The organism is Priestia sp. AB, assembly GCF_028369225.1.
GTDB classification, from domain to species: Bacteria; Bacillota; Bacilli; order Bacillales; family Bacillaceae_H; genus Priestia; species Priestia megaterium.
On record NZ_JAQMYN010000008.1, the window covers coordinates 26,142 to 46,203 of the forward strand.

Here is a 20,062-nt window from a genome sequence, read left to right on the forward strand (position 1 = left end):
TTTCAGCTGACCTTTTCGTATTAGAAAAACGTTAGTCCTATAGCAAAAATAAAGCCTGATACAATTAAGGTCGTCACGCAGTAGCCCATTATATCGCGTGCTCCGAGCCCTGCGATAGCTAGTGCGGGCAGTGCCCAAAACGGCTGCGCCATATTCATCCATGCTTCTCCGTAGGCAATGGCCATCGCAGCGACTCCCGGATCTACGCCGAGCTGTTCAGCTGCCGGCATAATAAAAGGTCCTTGTACAACCCAGTGTCCTCCTCCCGACGGAACAAAAAAGTTCACAACGCCAGAACTTAAAAACGCAAGAAACGGAAATGTCGTTTCATTTGAAATCGAGATAAATGCGTTCGTTAGCTTCCCGCCTAATCCCGATAGTTCCATCATGCCTTGAATACCTGCGTAGAATGGAAACTGAATCACAATCCCGGCGGTTCCTTTCGCAGCATTAGAAACGGCATTCATATAGGATAAAGGCGTGCGGTGAAGTAAAATACCCGTTGTAAAAAACAATAAGTTCACTGTGTTAATATCCATTTTAAAACCGTTTGTAGCAAAATAATAAATTAAATATGAATACCCAAGAAGCGCAATCGTCAGACTTAAAAACCTGCTGTTCTCCATGCGTACAGCAAATGTTGGCTTAGAAGAAGTTGTCTCAACAACTGTAGCCGGAGCCATTTCATCTTCCGCCAACAGTCTTGGATCAATTTCTACCACTTCTTTTCCCGTCGGCATCATCAGTCTTGTCATAATAGGAAGGACAATTAATAACCCGAGGGTAATAAATAAGTTGTACCCCGTAAAAATCGTGTCTGACAGCGGAATAAGTCCAGCCGTTTTTTCCATTGGGTTTCCAGGTGTAGCAGCGACAAGAGGAATCGAACCCGACAAGCCTCCGTGCCATGTTAAAAACCCTATGTAAGCACAGGCAATTAAAAACCGGTAATCAGATCCCGGCACGCGTTTCGCTACTTCTTTCGCAAACAGCGCACCTACAATTAAGCCAAACCCCCAGTTAATCATACAGGCCATAGCTGCGCCGAGCGTGACAAGAATTACCCCTTGTGCCGGAGTTTTGGCTAACAGTGCTATGTTCACAAGCCACTTCTTTACAAGCGGCGAGCTCGCAAGCGCATGTCCCGTGACAAGCACTAAGCTCATTTGCATGGCAAATGCTAAAAGGTTCCAAAAGCCACTTCCCCAAAACTGAACCATTTCAATCGGTCCGTGAGGAGTAAAAACAATACCTGATATAAATAAAATCAGCGTCAGGATTAAAGCAAATACAAACGGATCAGGTAAAAAACGCTGCACAAGCGTCGTAAAGAAATTAGATAACGCTTTCATTTTACTCCTCCTTTACAGGAATACTCCTGTGAATAAATGTCGACAAGCATCTTTAATTATACATAATTTGTTGAAAATTGTTAATATTTAGTTTAAATAAAAAACCCTTCTGTTTTTCAGAAGGGTTTTACACACTAAATGTTTGAATAAGAGTTGGTTCTCCGTCAAGTTCAATTTTCTTTTCTTGAAAGGAAATATGTAAGCTTTTATAAATATGTTTCCAAAATGAAATAGCCCGCTTATTGCCTGCAAGCTCAATAATCATATATGTTCCTTTTCGATGAGAGAAAATGTCTTTTACCGTTTTGGAAGCGATGCCCCGCCCTCGGTATTTGTTTAAGATAAAAAAATCATTGATGCAGTAATCTGCTTCTTGCTGAAGTGCGGGCTGTTCAAGAAGTAAAAAAAAGCCCGTCAGCTTATCATCTACTTTAATAAAGTATGGCGAGAGGCCTTCTACTTTCCAAAACAGCGGCAGCTCTTCAAAGTGGAAAGCTCCATCTTCGCGAATATCTAAAGAAGATGTATACGCAGATAAATCGTGGAGATAAAGAGAATACAAATTTTGCAAAACGCCCGCTTGGTCTTTAGGTATTTCTTCAATCGTAAGCATTCTTAGTTCATCCCCTTCTTTTCCTATCATAAGGGTTTTTTGTGAAAGTTTACAGTAAAAATGTTTGAGCAAAGTGAAGATGGATAGTCAAAAAGCTCTTTTTTCATTTTGTAGATGTATGAAACGCAATAAAAAAACGATCATCTCCGGTACTGTACGCTCCGTCTGATAATCGTTTTTTATGTTTTGTTTGCTGATGCTGAAGTTTTTCCTTCTTTGTTTTGGTTTTCCGCGTTTCCATCTCTGCAAATACAAACAGACTGCGGTTTAATTCTGGGTTTCGCTTGCCTTCACGCGTCATTTTTTCACGCATTTTTTTTGCTTTTGACTTTGCCATGTAACTTCCTCCCTATATAAATGATGTATACATATTTTACTGCTTTTTTATAAAATGTCAAGTGGAGAAGCACTGATGTATTGACAGTGCTTCTGTATAGTCAAGACTCTTTATTTTTCAGCATATCATCTAACTTTTGCTCCATACGCTGAAGCCTTTTTTCATTTGCCCCCTGCTTTTGAATCAACCTTTTTAAGCCTATAATAAATGCAATTATTACTCCTGCTATTCCTATCAGGATAAGCATCATAAGAATTTGAAAAATTATATCACCTATATTAACCATAGTTCCACCTTTAATCTATTTTTTTACATTATATCATTTTTTTGGTTATTTTTGTTTTATTTTATAAAAAAAAGCTCTCAATGCTGAGAGCTTCATTTACTATCTTCATCGTAAACTGTCCACTTTTCCTGTTTGATTTGATTGGAAACATCAATTAGTTTATTTTTCACTCGGTCCTTTTCCAGGCCTGTTAAAGGCGTAGGTCGGTAGTCGTTTCGTGCTGTTGTGGAAGAAATACGGAATGGAATGACGTTGATGTCTTTATTCGTCGTTAGCTTTCCATCTTTAATCGTAAATGTCTGCTGAAATACAAATGTATCTTTATCACTTGGATTTTTGTTTCCGCCAAACATAAAGTTTCCTAAGCTATAGACAATAAATTTATTTTTGTACTCTTCAATTCCTTGAACAACATGAGGATGATGACCTAAAATTAAATCTGCTCCGTTATCAATTGTATATTTCGCCAATGCTTGCTGCGCTGTATCAGGAACATAGTGTCGTTCAGACCCCCAGTGGAAATGCACAATGATAATTTTAGCTCCTTTTTCTTTTAAAGACTTAATTCCGTCTTTAATCTGGCTTCTTATTTCTTTGGTGTCATCCCAGCCCGGATATCCAAGCAATCCTACTTTGACTCCTTTTACCGTTGTGATGTATGTATCTTCATAGCCAAAATAGCCTATTCCGCTTTTCTTTAAGTTCTCTCTTGTATCATCATATCCTTGCTGTAAATAATCACGTGTATGATTATTAGCTAAGTTAACGGTTTCAATACTTCCTTGTTTTAAAATATTCACAAAAGAAGGATCACCTTTAAAACGAAATGTTTTACTTGCTTTTTCGGTCGCCTTTGTCAGCGTTGTTTCTAAATTAGCCGTTGTTAAATCATCTTGTTCAAAAATCGACTTTACATTTTGCGTAAAATATGGAAGGCCATTTCTTGCCGCTACGTCATTAAAAGTAGAATCGTAGCTGAAGCTTTCATCATTTCCTAAAGTAAAATCTCCCGCTGCGCTAATTTTAATGGTTGTATTAATGCCCTCTTTTTTTTCTTTTTTTGTCGCTTCTTCTTTAGATTTTACAGCTTCTTCTTTTTTCTGCGGTTCAGAAGATGTTTGTTCTCCTGCTCCTCCGCACGCTCCTAGTAAAAAACACAAACTTCCATAAATAACAGTTTTTTTTAAATACTTATTCATGTAACGTTAAAACCCCTTTTTACGTTTTAATAACTGTGTTTGGACATGGTGTTTAATGTACATTTCGCCAAATACATACAATCTTCCTGTTATATCGGCAAAATAAGTGAAATTTTTATAAAAAAAGGAAATTCCTATCTTCTTTTTGAGTTAAAACAAGAGGTTTTTTTAATACAAGCTCTATGAAGAAAGCTGATGATTTTTGATAAACGTCAAGGAATTTACAAAAATATAGAGGTTTTCAAACATCACCTAAAATAAAAAACCTCCTTTGCTCATGCAAAGAAGGTTTTATCTAAACTTAACAAATCGAATCATTAGATTTAGGGTTTTTGAGTCCAAATATCGGTCGGATAAATAGTGCTAAGCCTGTGCCAAGCATCGCCATAACCATCCATACCCATCCATGAAGACTAAATGAAGCAATGCCGCCAAAGTAAGCGCCGATGTTACAGCCAAAAGCAAGACGCGCACCATACCCCATTAAAAGGCCGCCAACAACAGCTGCTCCCGCAACTCCGGGCTTAATCTTTCCTGGTTTGAACGTCCCTTGCGCCGTCGCTGAAATGAAGGCCCCTAGTATAATCCCAAAGTTTAACACGCTGGTAGAGTCTGCTAGCACACTTTGCGTTAACGCTTCTCCATTTGCACCTTGGAAAAATCCCCAGCTCGATACATCTATCCCGGCTGCCATCATGGCTTTTCCGCCCCATAATGCAAAAGCAGAAGTGATTCCCCAAGGGTTTCCTCTTACAGCAAGCGTCAATGCATTTAATACTGCCAGCACAATCGCTGCTGTGAATAGAGGCCAAGAGCCTCGAATAATCTTTTTCCACCCTTTTGTAGTAGGAAGCTGTTTCATCATAGGCGGATTTTTCTTTTTAGCAATTTGAATCGTAATCCAGTAAATCGCTGCGAACGCGATAAGCTGTATAATCCAAGCTCCAAAATAACCAAGATCTGTCGATTCAGCTAATGAGATAGGGGGAAGCGAAGGTTGCTTTTGCCAAAATGGCAAATGATACGCCCCAAACATAGAACCTACAATAAAGGCTAAAAGTGTTAAAATCATAGAAGAAGAACCTCCGCCTAACGAATACAGCGTCCCTGAGGCACATCCATTTCCTAACTGCATGCCAATTCCAAACATAAACGAACCAACTATCACGCTTACTCCTACAGGTGAGACATATCCTTTTGGCGTTACCCCTGTAAAGCTAAAGCCTGTACTTAAAATAATAGCAAACAATGTTGACGCAATTGCAAGCATAAGCATATGCGCTTGCAAGCCTTGAACATTGCCGACAGATACAAGGCGGCGAAATGCTGATGTAAAGCCAAAACGTGCGTATAGAAGCGTCATCCCTAACGCTAGGCCGATAATAAATAAAACACCTTGCGTCCAATTAGTCGTGAACACAATCGCAAGAAATAAAATAACTGCTGCTATAACCCCTCCTGCAAATAATGGCTTTTGCATAGGACTTAATTCTGTTACAACAGTAGTAGGCTTTGATTTATATGATGAGTGCAACGTTTGCGACACATCATCCACTCCTTTTCTGATAGAAATACTAAGAATTAATATTTATCATCTTATAGCACTTCCCTTCTCCTGTAAACTGTTTAGCAAAATGAAAGTGAATTGTTTATTTTTTGAATTTTCTTACCTTTAGTCATACAGAAAGCAGAAGTTTCTATTCTTCTGCTTTTCGTTGCTAAACGTAAATAGAATGAATCTCTTTTACAGGAGTAGGATGAGGCTTTGCAAAATAATACCCTTGAAACAAATCATATCCCATCTCTATCAGGCATTTTAAATCTTCTTCTGTCTCTACTCCTTCCGCAAGAGCCTTCGCCCCCATTTTATGGGTGATAGCTAACATCTCTTGGGCAACTTTTTTCTGTTTCTCATTTTTACTGACTCCGTTTGTGAATTCAAATGCTAACTTCACCACGTCAGGCTCCACTTCTAAAAGCCTCTTCAGCGTGTTATAACCAACCCCTACGTCATCTAAAGCATATTTAAATCCGTGGGAACGATAATAATTCAAAATGTTTTTTAAATGCTCAATATCTTGAACATCCTCGGTTTCAATCACTTCAAACACTATTTGTTCGGGTTTTATATTCAATTCTTGAATTAACGCAAATGTAGATGCCAAGCAATGCTCGGGATTATATATTGCTGTAGGAATAAAGTTAATAAAAATCAGCTGACGATCAATAATACTAGCATTTTTTACAGCTTCTAAGCGGCAGGCTCGGTCAAGAGCGAAGGTTTTATTTCTTATTTGAGCAGCTTCAAACATTTTAAAAGGCGGTATAATACTTCCGTCTTCTTCTAATCCTCTTGATAAAATTTCGTGGCCAACGATATGCACGCGTTCGTGATCAATCGATACAATGGGCTGATAATATGAGCAAATTCGCTTGTCTTCAATCAGCTCATCAATCCACAAGGCATCTTTCATTTTTTGAAAAACGGTGATTGGCTCCATACCCCGCAGGTTTTCAAACGGGCTCCGCTGCTTGGCTTCTACAGCCCACACATGCCGAGGGTCTAGATGCTGATGAACATAATCCATAAAACTCCAAAAGATATCTTCCCTCATCCAGACCATATCTTCTCCAAGAGTCTTCCATTGGCTTTGAGAAATATTTTTAAAGTATTTTTCCAATTTCTTCACATCGCTTGATTTCTGAAAAGAAACCGTATATCCTGTCCTAATTGGCAGACACGCGTCGCACCCCATAGCTCATCTTATCCCTCATATATCATCAGTTTTTTGTATGTACACATGAATAGTTCTTAGGAACTATACCACTTTCAAGAAACTTACAAACCCTATTTTTCCGCTAAAATAGAATGTATTAAAAAGTTTTGGTAAAATGATAGACGTGTTTTATTGTCTACATCATAAGACGCACCTGATAAAAGGAAGTGAACCATACATGAGCAAAAACCGTTTTACGAAGTGGTTTTTATTTTCTTTAATACTCTTTGCCTTAAGTACTGGAGCAATGTATTATACGCTCTATATATCGTACTGGGCGTGTTCTATTAAGCTGTTTTTAATTGTGGTCCCGCTCTTTACCTTATTATCGGTTGCTTTTGGTTCGTTGGTAATCGTACATGAACGCAAAAGAAAACGTATATTTCATGTGCAAAACGACGGAGGCAGTCCTAAAAGTACGTTTATTCAAGGCTTTTCGGAAGTAGCGGTAGGAGCAGGAGGCATCTTGCTGTGCTTTTTTCTTTTTCTTTATTTTCTAATGGATTATTGAGTACATATAAAAAAGACGAGCAGGCAGCTCGTCTTTTTTTATTTAGATCTTTCTAGAATATCTCGAACGCTTGCATAGTCAAGCTCTTTATAAGTGCCAACACCTGGTTTTACAAAGGTCTTTTCAACAATCGCATCAAACTCACGATCGTCAATATCATAGTCACGCAAGCAGTTCGGGGCTCCTAAGTCATTCCAGAAAGTGCGAAGCGCTTTTGCTCCTTCCATTGCTGTTTCTTCATCGCTTTTTCCTGCTGGATCAATGCCAAATACGTTTACAGCCAATTGTTTTACACGGGAAGGGTCTTCTTTTAGGACGTGCTCCAGCCAGTTAGGGAACAAGATAGCAAGACCGCCTCCGTGGGGAATATCATATACGGCCGACAGAGCATGTTCGATACGGTGAGTAGCCCAGTCTCCCCCGTCCGTTCCGTTTGCTAAGCTTCCGTTAAACGCCGTCGTGCTGATATACATCATCGTTTCACGATACTTATAAGAAGTCAGGTCTTTAAGAAGCTTAGGACCTTCTTGTATAGCCGTTCTTAGTAAAGATTCAATAAAGCCGTCGATCATCGGCGTATTTTCCGTGCGATGAAAATAGTGTTCAAGCGCATGCGACATACTGTCAACAATTCCATAGACGGTTTGATCGCGCGGCACTGAAAATGTGTACGCCGGATCTAAAATAGAAAAGGCGGGAAATACGTGAGAAGACGTCCATCCGAGCTTTTCTTTTGTTTCCCAATTTGTTATAACAGAAGTTGAATTCATTTCAGACCCAGTTGCTGCAAGTGTTAATACCGTTCCAAAAGGAAGCGCACCTGTAATCTCTTTTTTACGTGTAATTAAATCCCATGTATTTCCTTCATACACGGCTCCAGCTGCAATAGCTTTTGTACAATCGATTACACTTCCTCCCCCAACGGCTAAAAGAAAATCAATGTTTTCTTTTTTACATATGTCCACGCCTTTAGCCACCGTAGTCAAACGAGGATTAGGTTCTACACCAGACAGCTCGTGAACAACCGCGTTAATAGACTGAAGTTCAGCTTTCACTTCGTCGTATACGCCATTTCGTTTGATACTTCCTCCTCCGTATACTAACAGAACGTTTACTTGTTTATGATAAGAAGCAAGCTCTTGCGATAGCTTCGTAATTTGATTTTTTCCAAAGTATAATTTTGTAGGATTGTGCTGCAAAAATATATTCATGTTCTACACCTCTAGTTTCATGTTTTATAAAAAGTGTAGCACGAAAACTACTTCATCATTATTGAAGATTCTCTATATCTATTATCAATATTTTTGATAACCTTCTTGAACAAGTGAAATAAATTGTTGAATAGGTGCCGTCAGCCATTTTTTCTTTTTGAATATGAGCTGTGAATAAAGATAAAATTCTTCGTGGTCAAACGGGACTTTAATCAGTTTTCCACTTTCCATCTCTTGTTTTACCGCTATTTCCGGTACAAGAGCAATACCTAAATTATCCGCTACGCACTGTTTAATCGCTTCAAGACTGCTAAACGAGATGACCGATTGCATATGAATACCGCTGCTGCGCATCATCTCTTCTAAAAGCGTGCGATAAGGGCAGCCGCTCTCAGTTAAAATAATGGTCTCTCCCTCAAAATCTTCCATTAGAACGCTGTTTCTTTTACTAAAAGAATGAGAAGACGAAGCAATCATAACCATGTTTTCTTTTCGAATAGGAATCACTTCTAAACTTGAAGATGTTTGAAGGCGATCAAGCAAAACGGCTACATCATACTTTCCGTCAATAATTCCTTGTGTTAAATTTGGACATAAACCCGCTTCTAGCATAATCTTTAGAGAAGGGTGCTGTTTTTTTAATTCACGAATATACGGTGTAATAAAATAGGCGGCCAGCGACTCCACGGTTCCTATTGAAACGGTTCCTCTAGCATCTTCGTTCGTAGTAAGACGCTCTTTTGCTTCATTTAATAACTCGGTTACTTGATTCACATAATAAAGCAATTCTTCACCAGGCTGAGTCAGCTTCATTTTTTGTCCTGTTCGTTCAAATAGTTTTTGACCGTAATGATCCTCTAATTTTTTTATATGAGTGGTAACGCTTGACTGAGCATACCCTAACTCCTCGCCTGTTCGTGTATAGCTCCCCCACTTCGCTACTTCTTTGAATGTATATAAATAGTTAATATCCATATGCTGCTCCTTATGTACTGCTGTTTGGTTTCCGTGTCCATATGTTAAAGCTGTTCTAGTAATTAGAACTTATACGTAAATAGAATCACAGTACAGTATAAGCGAACTCGTTTTGCCAAGCAATTTTATCAACCTTAAAAATTCTTTTTATATTAGGCAATTACGCCGTTTTTTGTTCATAGAATGAAAAACAAACCTATGAAAAGAAAGGGTGTATCTCATGACAGCTTACAAAGAAGTGTTATATAAAGGAAAACGCTTTGTACTGATTCACATATATGATTCAGGATACTGTGAAATCCGACCGATTGATCATGCTTTTAAAGTCGAACTTGTGCGATTAGATGAGATAGAACAATGTGGATAACAATCATGAACGCAGCTAATGCAGCTGCTTTTTTATTTGTATTAAAAACAAGTGGATGAGATAAAAATAGCTGAATTGGCTGGCCTTTTACATAATTTCTTCCTGTATACTTTGTAACTAAGGATATTCGCACTTATTTAGTTTCTATACTTACTCGAGGTGATTACATGAAAAAAGGCTGGCTGGAATGGATATTATTATCCGTGGCGTTAATTTGGGGAGCCAATTATGCAATCGGAAAATTTGGAGTTGCTCATATGTCTTCCATTCAATTTAGCGCACTGCGTTTTATAATGGTGGCTCCTATTCTTTTACTTATTACAGGAATAATAGAGCGAGGCATTCGGATCGAAAAAAAAGACTGGGGACGCTTAATAGCGGTCAGTATAGTAGGCGTTACGCTCTATCAAACGCTGTTTATGGTATCTGTTAAGTATACGACAGCTACAAATGCTTCTTTACTTATTTCGATGTCTCCTATTTTCACAGGAATCCTAGCTATATTATATAAGCATGAAGCTTTTTCGTTTAAAACACAGCTAGGCTCTGTGCTTGCTTTTTTTGGGGCTGCGTTTGTACTGCTGTTTGGTCACTCTAGTCATGCGCTGTCGCAGCTTGCATGGTTCGGAAACATCATGGGGATTGTGGCAGCCATTGCTTGGGGCTGGTACCCGATTTTAGCAAAACCTTTAGTCGTAAAATATTCTGCTTTGCGCGTGACTGCGTGGTCCGCTTTAATCGGCGCTATTCCGCTTACTGTCTACTGTCTTTTCACCTATCAAACACTTGTATGGCCAACAGATATAGGCAGCTGGAGCTCTCTGGCATACTCTGTTTTGTTCGTGACAGTGTACGGGCTGGTGATGTGGTATGTAGGAATTGGAAAAATTGGTTCTACAAAAGTAATGGTTTACATGTATGTTATTCCTTTGTTCGCCGTTGTTTTTGCTGCTGTAACTATTGGAGAGACCATCAATGCTATGCAGCTGCTTGGAGGACTTATTATTTTTAGCGGTTTGTATATTGTCAAAAAAAGCCCTGCTCCTAAAACAGCTCTTAAACTTAAAAAAGCAAACTAACAAGAGTAACGGGTTCGGTTGATTCATGCTAATAACGCTCAGATTTTTTCTGGGCGTTATTCGTATATTATTTTAATGTCCTACTTGAATTAAACGCCCGTTAGTTTGATTAATGAACATTTTTTAGTTTATATTCATGAGTGATTTTATGCTGATTGTATACGCGTTTAAAACCGTTTCGTTCATAAAATAGTTTCGCTTTGTCCGTATCCGTATAGAATCCGAGGCTGTCGTAATAATTCTCTGCATAGTGAATGACTTCTTTTAAAAGTCGCTTGCCTATACCCTTTCTGCACAATTGAGCTGAAACATAAAACCTCCTTACTCTTCCAGCGTTAGCATACTGGCTGTGAGGATTTTCATTAAGGCCGGCTACGCCAATTAATTTGTTTTGTTGACTGTAAATGCTCCACAAGATACATTAGCCTAATGATTCTCATATACCTTCTCTCCGTTCAGCAGATGTCTTGTCTATTTCGATAGAATGCTTGTTATACATTAATCCTGCCATGCCTATTAAAGCCGTTAAAAGTAGCATGAAGCTTGAAAATAGATATACAAACCTTACCCCAAACAGATCGGCTACTGTCCCTACAAATGCTATGGAAAGTATAAACACAGCCTGTACAAGAGTTGATTTTGCCGCTATTACTTTAGGAAGCATCCCATTGCTGCAGGTATTTTGATAAATGGTTTCCTGAGCTACATCTCGAAGCTGATAGGCAGGACCCACCATTATCAAAAGTACTAAAGCTAGATACGGGTTCGTTACTAGACCGTAAAAACCGGTTAAAACAGCATAACCGAGTGAGCCTAAGAACATAAAAAGCAAAAGCCTTCCTTTTACCATAGAAGACATTCGGTACACAATAATTCCTCCAACTATGCTTCCAAAATAATACGCACCGTTTATATATCCCCACCACGCTTCTCCTTTTTCAAGCACTTCTTTCACAAAAGAAAGAGTAATAGCTCCAATCCAAATGGTTCCAAAAAGCGACTCGATAAGGTCCATTATAACGAGGGCTCTGATGCGTTTATGTATCCATAAAAAGCGCCATCCTTCCATTAGTTTTGCCGCTCTTCGCTTTTGTGTTTGTTTATATGTATGGGCTTCTTTTATAAACAGTAAGCAAACAAATGAGAGCGATAGAAGGCCTGCCGTTATAAAGAGAGACTGAGTGGATCCCGTTAAGGACAAAACGAAACCACCAAGCGACCACCCTGCAAACAGAAAAGTTTGATCAATTGTTGAAAGCAAGCTATTCGCCTGCATTCTTTGACTATCATTTACTAAGCTGCGTACAACTGACGTTTTAAAAATGGAAAAAAAGCCGTTAAAAAAAGAAATGATTCCAACAATGATAAAACCCATCGTTAGTACTGTGACTGTAAATTCTTGTGTAAGCAGCACATACAATCCAACAAGCATCCCTATCTGCATCACTTGAACAGACCGCATAATGTGAATGGATTTATACGTATCGGCTAGTAAAGGTACGATAAGGCCGATAAGGAGCCGTGCAAGTAAGCTCGTCATCGTAATCATCGACGCAAGAGCTGTTGAACCGGTGTTTTCCTTTATATAGGAAGTGACAGCCATTGTATAAAGAACAAAACCTACATTTGCGGTTACTTGACTTGCTGCTAAAAGATAAAAACGCTGAGTCAATTCTTTTCTCCTTTCTGTTAGACGTAACATGCAAAAAGATAATTCATTTTGTTAATTTTTCCCTTTTAAACTATAACACTATTTGACGAAATCCAAAACTATCTATAATTTAGTAGATGGAGGTTTTTATGTTTAAATATAGTTTTCTTATTGTTCTTATCGCTTTTTTACTTATTAACTTTAACGGCCAGGAAAATCAAATTGTAGGTGGGAGAATAAAAAAAGAGCGAAGTGAGGTTTTCTTTGGAGAATATGACAGCTTTACAGGTCGCTACTCTCGGAGCATTAAACTCAAAAAAGGCGTAACCTATGCTTTTACGCTATCTAAAAACACTAAAAGTGGAGATCTTTCTCTATATGTAGAAGATCCAAGACGTACACGTTTCTTTGAAATGGCCAATAACTCTCTTTATTTAACACCTGAAAAAACGAAAAGATATCGTATTAACTTTATAGGCTCGGAGCATAAAGGCTCTTTTCAGCTTTACTGGAAAAGCAGCGTTCAAAGGGATAATGAAACATCTGTTTAATGCCATGTGATTTAGACAACGTTTAAACGAGGAGGAATGGTTTATGATGATTAATCAAGCTGTCCTGTACACTCATCTACTGGACGAAATGAAGGATTTTTATGTAAATTCTCTCGATTTCCCTTTAACCGCCGTTTCACCGCGTTCTTTTTCCATCAAAGTTGGTGAAAGTGAGCTAACTTTTAAAGAAACTTCTCTACATACAAAGCCCTTTTACCATTTTGCCTTTAATATTCCAGCAAACCGCTTTATGGAAGCAAAGCAATGGGCTACTCAGAGAGTCTTCCTCAATATGGAAGAGAAGAAAGATGAGATTTATTTTGAAGCGTTTGATGCTCATTCGTTTTATTTTGAAGACCCTGCTCATAATATTGTTGAATACATTTCAAGACATTCAGACTGCCCGCCATCCAACGCTCCTTTTTCTTCTAGATCGCTTTTAAGCATAGGAGAAATCAACTTGACAACTCCTCATGTTCACTCTGTAGGGACACAGCTTATTAACTCCGGTCTCACCGTACGTAACAACAGGCTATTAAACGAGACCTTTAACTTTTTAGGAAGCGGCAGTGCGTTTTTTCTTGTAGGGACGCCTAAAAGAAGGTGGTTTTTTTCGAACCGAGACTCTGAAGTTCATCCATTAATGGTAAAAGTCAACCATTCTCTAACGCTTGCGCTCGACGAAGAAGGAATGTTGAAGATTACGCAAGAATGATTGTTTTTTTAATAAAGCCACGTAACAAGCGAACTTGTTACGTGGCTATTTTTGTTCAAAATTCAGCACATACTCCTCCCTATAGGTTTTGTATATAGTTCTCGATGTCCTTTCTGTTCATCAGCATAAAAACCTTGTAATCCTCATCTTTTTTAAGCTTTTCAAACCGGTTTCTCATCTTTTTTTTCCGTTCTCGATACGTAGTAAGAATAAACGTAAAAAATGACCAATCTACTTTTTCAGGGCATCCTTTTGCCATATCTTCACGCGTTTTTCTTGCATATACGATTCTCCGCTTTATTACTCGGTACACACAAACGATTAGCGGCAGCTCTAAATAAATAACGGTATCTGCACGTTTCACTCGCAGGTCATAGGAATTGCTGTAGTTCCCGTCGATAATCCAGCTGTCTTTTTTTACAATGTGCTCCTGCAATTCTCTAAAGCTATCATTGTCTCTTTCCGTCCAGCCAGGCTGCCAATACAGGCTGTCTAAATGATATACTTCTAGATCAAGCTTTTCCCCTAATTTCTTGGCAAATGTAGACTTTCCTACTCCTGGAGAAACTCCCATTACCAGTACTCTTTTCATCTTATCACCTTACCTTTTTAAGAAATAAAGCTGATTGAAGAGAAGGCAGCTGTTTATAGCTGACTCGGCGCATTCAGTGTACTCGGAGCGAGCTGCTTTATAAAACGACTTCATGTTAGGATTTTTATTTCCATGATTTTCAGGCAACCTATAAATATTCATTATAAATTCCTATATTCCTTCTTGCTTTGTAGTAAATAGGTTGCTTTTATGAATCGTTTCCTTTACCTTAAATGTGAGTATATAAAAGTAAGGTGAAAAAAATGAATGCATCTATGCTAAAGAGATTTTTACGAAACCTCGGTATTTTTGTTTATATTGTCATTGCAGCTATTAATATTTACTTAACAAGAAATGATTTAGGCGATATGCTTACCCGCCTTGTGCTGCTGACTATTTTACTTCCTTTGTTTTTTAGTTTTGTGTATGCGTTAGGAAAATCACATTTTAAAAGACAAGAAGAGCTCGCTGAACAAGAGAAGAAAAAAGAGTAAAAAAAGCCTTTTATCGAGGGGGGTTCCCCTTTTTAAAAGGCTTTTTACTTTTTTTCATATAACTGAACATTAACTACATCAGGATGAACGTGATACTGTTTGGCAACTTGATTTACCATTTGCTGAATTTCTCTTTTCTCATGGGAAGAAAGGTGTTCGCGGGGCGGAAGAATCAGAATTTGAGCTTCCGCATAGTTATTCAGCACCCTAACTTCTTGAAAGCCATGCTGCATCAAAAAAGCTTTTAACGCTTTTTCAAAGTCTGTGCTTTCTTTTTGAACAACTATAGAAGGCTGATCGTAAGAAAATAGCGAAACCTCTTTCTCTTCAGGCTTTGTATACACCGTCCAAGCAGTTATAAGCACTGTGACAGCAATACCCAGATTTAACATCCACCTTTTCATACCACGAACGCTCCTTTTAATTAAGTTTGTTCATGATATGAAAAAATTCGTTCATTCATGCGTTATCTTCCTAGCCAGCCTCCGTCTACAGCAAGTAAGTGCCCATGAATATAGGCAGATGCATCAGATGCTAAAAAGACAACCGCCCCTTTAAAATCATCTGCTTGCCCCCATCTGCCTGCGGGAATACGTTCAATGATTTGTCTGCTGCGCGTTTCATCGTTAATAAGCGCTTCATTCATATCAGTAGCAATATACCCTGGTACAATTCCATTAACATTTACGCCTTTTGCTGCCCATTCATTAGATAAAGCCTTTGTAAGCTGAGCAACTCCGCCTTTTGCTGCAGCATAGGCTGGAACGGTAATACCTCCTTGGTAAGAAAGCAAAGATGCCATATTAATAATTTTTCCACTTCCTTGTTTAAGCATTTGGCGGCCCGCCTGCTGACATAACAACCATACGGTTTTTAAATTAACATTCATAACAGCATCCCAATCTTCTTCTGCAAAGTCTACAGCGGGTGAACGTCTTTGAATGCCCGCATTGTTTACTAAAATATCGAGCTTGCCAAAATAAGCAACAACCGATGAGATCGCTTCGCTTACTTCAGAAGCATTTTCTAGATCACAATTAACAATAAAACATTTTCTTCCGAGACGTTCAATTTCTTCTTTTACTCCAAGAAATTCTTTTGATCGCTGCAGAAGAGCGATATCCGAACCTGCTTCTGCCAAAGCAATCGCCATTGATCTTCCAATTCCTCTTGTTGCTCCCGTAATCGCTGCTACTTTACCATCTAAAGAAAATAAATCTACTGTCATTGTTCATTCCCCTCTCCATTTGGTGCAAATAAAACCTTAAGTGATTCATCAGGCCGCTGCATAAACTCAAACCCTGCTTGAATATCTTCAATCTGCAGTTTATGAGAAATTAAAGAATCTGCTGCTATTTCACCGTTTGCCAGTAAATCAATAGCCGTCTGAAAATCTTCCTTTGTATAACATCTCGTTGTAGTTAATGAAATTTCTTTAAAGTGCATCGCTGCTAAATCTACTTCTGGAGCGTTTTTGTATACGCTCACCACCACAATCTCTCCTTGAATACGGCTTGTTTCAACCATTTGTTTTGCTGTAATTTGATTTCCGGCTACTTCAAATACAACGTCTGCACCGACGTCATTCGTAAGCAAGCACACTTCTTTTACGACGTCTTTTTTCGCTGCATCAATTGGTATTAAGCCAAGTTCTTTCGCTTTAGTTAAGCGATAAGAACTAATATCTGAGATCATTACTTTTTTTGCTCCTGCTCGTTTCGCAATCATCCCGATCAGCAGTCCAATAGGTCCTGCCCCTAAAATGACAGCTTGGTCCCCTACTTTCAACCGCGAGCGTCGTACTGTGTGTACGGCAACCGCTACAGGTTCTGCAAGAGCTGCATGCGCGCTAGAAAGTTTCTCTGGCAAGAGGTGAAGGCGGTTCACTGGAACAGCCACGTACTCCGCGAACCCTCCATCTTGATCAATACCGATTAGTTTTAACTTCTTACAAACATGAAACTGTCCTCTTACACAGGCTTCGCACGTTCTGCAGCTAAGCGTAGGCTCAACTGCTACGCGGTCACCTAAAGAAAATTCCGTTTCCCCTCGGATCTCTTCTATAACTCCGCTGAATTCATGTCCCATAATAAGTGGCGCTTGTGCTCTAGGGTGTTTTCCAAAATAAATCATCATATCCGTTCCGCAAATTCCAGCATGAGATACCTGTACAAGCGCTTCTCCTTCTTTTATAACCGGTTTCGCTTTTTGCTGCATAACGGCTTTTGTTTCTGAAACGTAGACACCTGCTTTCATTTTCCCATCCCCTTTGTATACTTGTCGACAGATCGAAGATAAGAAGATCCAAAAACATTTTGAATCTTTTATCCCTTTTTTTATGCTTCATTCAAAAGTGAAGCTGTTATCGTATTTCGCGTATCTTCAAAGTGACGCTTCACTTCATCTTGAATACGTTCTGTATTTTGAGACTTTAATGCTTTAATCATTTCATGATGCTGCTTTATCAGTGGGAGCACAGCTGCTTTATCATCTTGAAATCTTTTTTCAGTGGTAATTAAAAGAGCAGCTAAAATAATTTCACGGATGCTTTCCCACAACCTTAATATCCGTTTGTGGTCTGCTTCGATAATCACGAGCTCATGAAACCGTAAATCTTGATAAGCAAACTCTACATAGTCATCGTATTTAGCTGCCATGTTCATTTGATCAATGCTTTGCTCAAGCTTTTTAATAAGCGAATCATGGTTGACTTCAGATAGACGTTCTAAGACAAAATGTTCTAAAAGCAGACGAACATCGTACAGCTCGTTTAAATCCCTAGCTGTTAAACCAATAACAACTGCTCCCATTCGCTGTAAATCAATGAGTCCTTCGTTTGAAAGGGTTCGCAGCGCTTCTCTTATAGGAGATCGACTCATTCCAAACTCTGCCGAGAGCTGATTTTCCGATAGTATGGCTCCTTTCTTCAGCTCGCCGCTCATAATTTGAATTCTTAATTTGCTTACAACTTGTTCTCCCAGCGACGCTCCGCGAAGCCATTTTTCCGGGTAGGTTACCTTTTTAATGTGTCATCACTTCCTTAACCAACTTGTATACAAGTATTCAAGATTTAGTATATAGAGAAGTAATCTGATTGTAAACGTTTTCTTTATAGAATGTATATTTTTACAATTCTTTCTTACACTAAGAACTACTGATAAATAAAAGGTGGGCAGATGAATGAATCAAATTATATTATGGGGGATTCTTGTTATTCCATGGTTTTTACTGCTGCTGCTTGATAAACAGCGTGTTAAACGATTTTTTACTGTAGGGTTATTTGCTGCATTAATGATGACAATCGCCTATCAAGTAGCGGAAAAAATGCACTGGTGGACGGTTCAAGAAAACGTATTTTTTCTTACTAGCATGGGAGCAACGATTTATTGCCTTCATATTATGATTACGATCTTTGTCTTTTACCTTACGTATCCTGGGTTTATCTTGTATATAATTGTTAACATTATTTTGGATTTGATTCATGGTTATGTTATTGTTCCTTTTCTCGCTAAAATCGGGCTTTATAATCTGTATGATATCAGTCATTTTGGGCTTTTCCTTGTCATGACTACCGTAGCTATTATCCTTTACTTGTTTCAACGGCTGCTTGACTTTATATTTGAGGAAAGCCCTGCATAAAAAGCCACAGCAAACGCTATGGCTTTTTAATCAATTAAAAAATGGAATAACCGTATCTCCGCGAATCGGTTCAACGGCCGCCTGAAACCGAATTCGCAAACTTTTTGACGTTTCGATGTCAGAGGCATCCATGACGTGAAAATGAATGTGGGGTTCGGATGAATTCCCGGAATTTCCACACCTTCCGAGCAGCGTTCCTTTACGAACCACGTCTCCTTTTTTCACAGAAACCGATCCTTTCTTCAAATGCGCAAGCACACTGTATTCTTTTCCTTCATGCTCAATGATGACGTGGTTTCCTAAAGGATTTTTTTTATTCGTATGTCCAATTTCATTATCTTCTTGACCATCAACTGCTGTGATAACGACTCCTTCAAGCGGCGCTACAACTTTTTTTCCATAGGCATAGTAATCTTCGTTTTTCATTCCATCATTTTTATAGCTTTGCTTTCCTTTTCTCACGACTAAATCATACGCATACCTTTGGTTTTCGACTGGATGGTGATAGTTCAACACCTCATGCTTTCCTCCCCAATAGACAAACCATTCACTTTGAATCGGCATCGTATATTTGTTTGTACTCCATCGCTCTCTCTCTGAAAATGATTCTATAGGAGCAATCACAAGTGCTTGTATAATGTTATGTTCATCAAACATAATGCTGATGGCTTTTGTCTGCGTAGAATTTAACCAAATAAACTGCTCAGCTTGAGGAGTTAAATAGAGATTTGTTTCTAGTCTGTAGAACTGTTCTCCTTGATTAAACAATTTGCTCTGCTCCAAAAATTGCTGAAGTGAAACTTGACGTTTAAATTCTTCGCTTACACAATCATAAAGTTTCTTAAAATCCCCTTGTGCAAATAAAGTTCCAAACTCTTCTCTGATGTTCACTTTTCTCTCTGTATCTATCATTGTAATCCACCCTTTTATATGTATTTCAATTTGTTTGAATTATCTATAAGTAATACGTTTTACGTTGTGAAAAGGTTTCATTTTCCAGTTATTCTATCTCAAAATCTTCTTCTATGCCGTATTTACAATTTTCTCAATCCATTTTATACTTATTTTACAAATATTTGAAAGGAGGTGCAGTACGATGAAAATAACGTTAAATAAGAAAATCAAGCTGTGCCGAGTAAGTGTTTTTGGCGCTTAGATTTTAAGGAGATTTCACAATGAAAGTAGCATTAGTACGTCATTACAAAGTAAACAAAGGGCTTCCAGAAAACCACCGCTTATCCACTGATGAACTAGTGGCTTGGTTTCAGGAATATGATGAATCAGATATTACGTATGGAGAGACTGATTTGAATAATATCGAATGGAAACGCTGTTTTTCAAGCGATATGCCGCGAGCACACAAAACGGCCAAGCATATTTATAAACAAGAGATCACTCTTCTTCCGGAACTTAGAGAAATACCTATGCCTATTATTCCATTAAAATTTAAACTTCCTTTTATCCTCTGGGCAATACTGTTTCGCATGTCCGGACTCATCAACAAACAAGCTCGTAAAGATATGGCTGAGACTAAGAGAAAAGCAGCAGCAGTGCTAGATCGCGCTATTTCCGAGTCAGAAGACGATTTGCTGATTGTCAGCCACGGAGGCATTATGAAGTTTATGCGTAAAGAACTTATAAAACGCGGCTTTAAAGGGCCTCGGTTTGATATTGCTGTTAACGGAAAGCTTTATCTTTTTGAAAAGCAATAGA

Annotated in this window: 25 protein-coding genes; 8 read left to right on the forward strand and 17 right to left on the reverse strand. The window is 38.5% G+C overall.

Features of this window, described 5'->3' with window-relative positions:
* Nucleotides 1–20: 20 nt before the first annotated feature.
* The 7 genes from POF52_RS21940 to POF52_RS21970 all read right to left on the reverse strand — a co-directional run bounded on the left by POF52_RS21940 (nt 21) and on the right by POF52_RS21970 (nt 6,543).
* Nucleotides 21–1,352: a TIGR00366 family protein gene (locus tag POF52_RS21940; protein ID WP_271994876.1), complete on the reverse strand. Its 1,332-nt coding sequence runs from the start codon at nt 1,350–1,352 to the stop codon at nt 21–23.
* 127 nt (nt 1,353–1,479) lie between these two features.
* Nucleotides 1,480–1,965: a GNAT family N-acetyltransferase gene (locus POF52_RS21945; RefSeq protein ID WP_271994878.1), complete on the reverse strand. Its 486-nt coding sequence runs from the start codon at nt 1,963–1,965 to the stop codon at nt 1,480–1,482.
* Between the two features lie 103 nt (nt 1,966–2,068).
* Entirely contained in the window at nt 2,069–2,302 is a 234-nt protein-coding gene (locus POF52_RS21950) for a hypothetical protein (protein ID WP_176584045.1), read from the reverse strand.
* Nucleotides 2,303–2,402: 100 nt separating this feature from the next.
* On the reverse strand, nt 2,403–2,588 hold the full coding sequence (locus tag POF52_RS21955) for a DUF4083 family protein (protein ID WP_043981614.1): 186 nt from the start codon (nt 2,586–2,588) through the stop codon (nt 2,403–2,405).
* Between the two features lie 92 nt (nt 2,589–2,680).
* Entirely contained in the window at nt 2,681–3,787 is a 1,107-nt protein-coding gene (locus POF52_RS21960) for a CapA family protein (RefSeq protein WP_271994882.1), read from the reverse strand.
* Between the two features lie 301 nt (nt 3,788–4,088).
* On the reverse strand, nt 4,089–5,333 hold the full coding sequence (locus POF52_RS21965) for a YeeE/YedE family protein (RefSeq protein ID WP_271994884.1): 1,245 nt from the start codon (nt 5,331–5,333) through the stop codon (nt 4,089–4,091).
* Nucleotides 5,334–5,505: 172 nt separating this feature from the next.
* Nucleotides 5,506–6,543, reverse strand: a complete 1,038-nt coding sequence (locus POF52_RS21970; RefSeq protein ID WP_271994886.1) for an EAL domain-containing protein — start codon at nt 6,541–6,543, stop codon at nt 5,506–5,508.
* Between the two features lie 199 nt (nt 6,544–6,742).
* Between POF52_RS21970 and POF52_RS21975 the strand changes: the two genes are divergently transcribed.
* Entirely contained in the window at nt 6,743–7,075 is a 333-nt protein-coding gene (locus POF52_RS21975) for a hypothetical protein (RefSeq protein WP_176584049.1), read from the forward strand.
* Between the two features lie 38 nt (nt 7,076–7,113).
* On the opposite strand, the gene POF52_RS21980 is transcribed toward POF52_RS21975, so the two are convergent.
* Nucleotides 7,114–8,286 (reverse strand): iron-containing alcohol dehydrogenase, encoded by a 1,173-nt coding sequence (locus POF52_RS21980; RefSeq protein ID WP_271994888.1) that lies wholly within the window; start codon nt 8,284–8,286, stop codon nt 7,114–7,116.
* An 84-nt stretch (nt 8,287–8,370) separates the two neighbouring features.
* Nucleotides 8,371–9,261 (reverse strand): LysR family transcriptional regulator, encoded by an 891-nt coding sequence (locus tag POF52_RS21985; RefSeq protein ID WP_271994890.1) that lies wholly within the window; start codon nt 9,259–9,261, stop codon nt 8,371–8,373.
* Between the two features lie 220 nt (nt 9,262–9,481).
* Between POF52_RS21985 and POF52_RS21990 the strand changes: the two genes are divergently transcribed.
* Both POF52_RS21990 and POF52_RS21995 read left to right on the forward strand, forming a co-directional pair.
* Complete coding sequence (locus POF52_RS21990; RefSeq protein WP_013083632.1) at nt 9,482–9,628, forward strand: hypothetical protein; 147 nt, start codon at nt 9,482–9,484, stop codon at nt 9,626–9,628.
* Between the two features lie 167 nt (nt 9,629–9,795).
* Entirely contained in the window at nt 9,796–10,707 is a 912-nt protein-coding gene (locus POF52_RS21995; protein ID WP_271994893.1) for a DMT family transporter, read from the forward strand.
* A 109-nt stretch (nt 10,708–10,816) separates the two neighbouring features.
* Here POF52_RS21995 and POF52_RS22000 read toward each other — a convergent pair whose 3' ends face one another.
* Both POF52_RS22000 and POF52_RS22005 read right to left on the reverse strand, forming a co-directional pair.
* Entirely contained in the window at nt 10,817–11,122 is a 306-nt protein-coding gene (locus POF52_RS22000; RefSeq protein WP_271994895.1) for a GNAT family N-acetyltransferase, read from the reverse strand.
* 21 nt (nt 11,123–11,143) lie between these two features.
* Nucleotides 11,144–12,379, reverse strand: coding sequence for an MFS transporter (locus POF52_RS22005; RefSeq protein WP_271994898.1), 1,236 nt, complete (start codon nt 12,377–12,379; stop codon nt 11,144–11,146).
* 128 nt (nt 12,380–12,507) lie between these two features.
* On the opposite strand from POF52_RS22005, the gene POF52_RS22010 reads away from it, so the two are divergent.
* Nucleotides 12,508–12,909 carry a hypothetical protein gene (locus POF52_RS22010; RefSeq protein ID WP_271994901.1) on the forward strand — a complete coding sequence of 134 codons (402 nt, stop codon included), beginning with the start codon at nt 12,508–12,510 and terminating at the stop codon, nt 12,907–12,909.
* Between the two features lie 43 nt (nt 12,910–12,952).
* Nucleotides 12,953–13,624: a VOC family protein gene (locus POF52_RS22015; protein ID WP_271994903.1), complete on the forward strand. Its 672-nt coding sequence runs from the start codon at nt 12,953–12,955 to the stop codon at nt 13,622–13,624.
* Between the two features lie 79 nt (nt 13,625–13,703).
* Here POF52_RS22015 and POF52_RS22020 read toward each other — a convergent pair whose 3' ends face one another.
* On the reverse strand, nt 13,704–14,216 hold the full coding sequence (locus POF52_RS22020) for a topology modulation protein (RefSeq protein WP_176584054.1): 513 nt from the start codon (nt 14,214–14,216) through the stop codon (nt 13,704–13,706).
* A 263-nt stretch (nt 14,217–14,479) separates the two neighbouring features.
* Between POF52_RS22020 and POF52_RS22025 the strand changes: the two genes are divergently transcribed.
* Nucleotides 14,480–14,710: a hypothetical protein gene (locus POF52_RS22025; RefSeq protein ID WP_043981603.1), complete on the forward strand. Its 231-nt coding sequence runs from the start codon at nt 14,480–14,482 to the stop codon at nt 14,708–14,710.
* 44 nt (nt 14,711–14,754) lie between these two features.
* Here the strand turns inward: POF52_RS22025 and POF52_RS22030 are convergent, their stop codons facing one another.
* The 4 genes from POF52_RS22030 to POF52_RS22045 form a co-directional block, all read right to left on the reverse strand.
* Nucleotides 14,755–15,114, reverse strand: coding sequence for a hypothetical protein (locus tag POF52_RS22030; protein WP_271994907.1), 360 nt, complete (start codon nt 15,112–15,114; stop codon nt 14,755–14,757).
* Nucleotides 15,115–15,176: 62 nt separating this feature from the next.
* Nucleotides 15,177–15,938, reverse strand: coding sequence for a glucose 1-dehydrogenase (locus POF52_RS22035; protein ID WP_013083640.1), 762 nt, complete (start codon nt 15,936–15,938; stop codon nt 15,177–15,179).
* Nucleotides 15,935–16,966, reverse strand: a complete 1,032-nt coding sequence (locus POF52_RS22040) for a zinc-dependent alcohol dehydrogenase (protein ID WP_013083641.1) — start codon at nt 16,964–16,966, stop codon at nt 15,935–15,937. The genes POF52_RS22035 and POF52_RS22040 overlap by 4 nt, the downstream gene beginning before the upstream one ends.
* 80 nt (nt 16,967–17,046) lie before the next feature.
* A complete protein-coding gene (locus tag POF52_RS22045) occupies nt 17,047–17,691 on the reverse strand; it encodes a GntR family transcriptional regulator (protein WP_271995112.1) in 645 nt (214 codons plus the stop codon).
* A gap of 199 nt (nt 17,692–17,890) precedes the next feature.
* Between POF52_RS22045 and POF52_RS22050 the strand changes: the two genes are divergently transcribed.
* The gene (locus tag POF52_RS22050; protein ID WP_271994912.1) at nt 17,891–18,349 is read left to right on the forward strand and encodes a hypothetical protein; all 459 of its coding nucleotides are present in this window, start codon (nt 17,891–17,893) and stop codon (nt 18,347–18,349) included.
* Nucleotides 18,350–18,379: 30 nt separating this feature from the next.
* Here the strand turns inward: POF52_RS22050 and POF52_RS22055 are convergent, their stop codons facing one another.
* Nucleotides 18,380–19,261: a M23 family metallopeptidase gene (locus POF52_RS22055; protein ID WP_271994914.1), complete on the reverse strand. Its 882-nt coding sequence runs from the start codon at nt 19,259–19,261 to the stop codon at nt 18,380–18,382.
* Between the two features lie 263 nt (nt 19,262–19,524).
* On the opposite strand from POF52_RS22055, the gene POF52_RS22060 reads away from it, so the two are divergent.
* The gene (locus POF52_RS22060; protein ID WP_271994916.1) at nt 19,525–20,061 is read left to right on the forward strand and encodes a histidine phosphatase family protein; all 537 of its coding nucleotides are present in this window, start codon (nt 19,525–19,527) and stop codon (nt 20,059–20,061) included.
* Nucleotide 20,062: the final 1 nt, after the last annotated feature.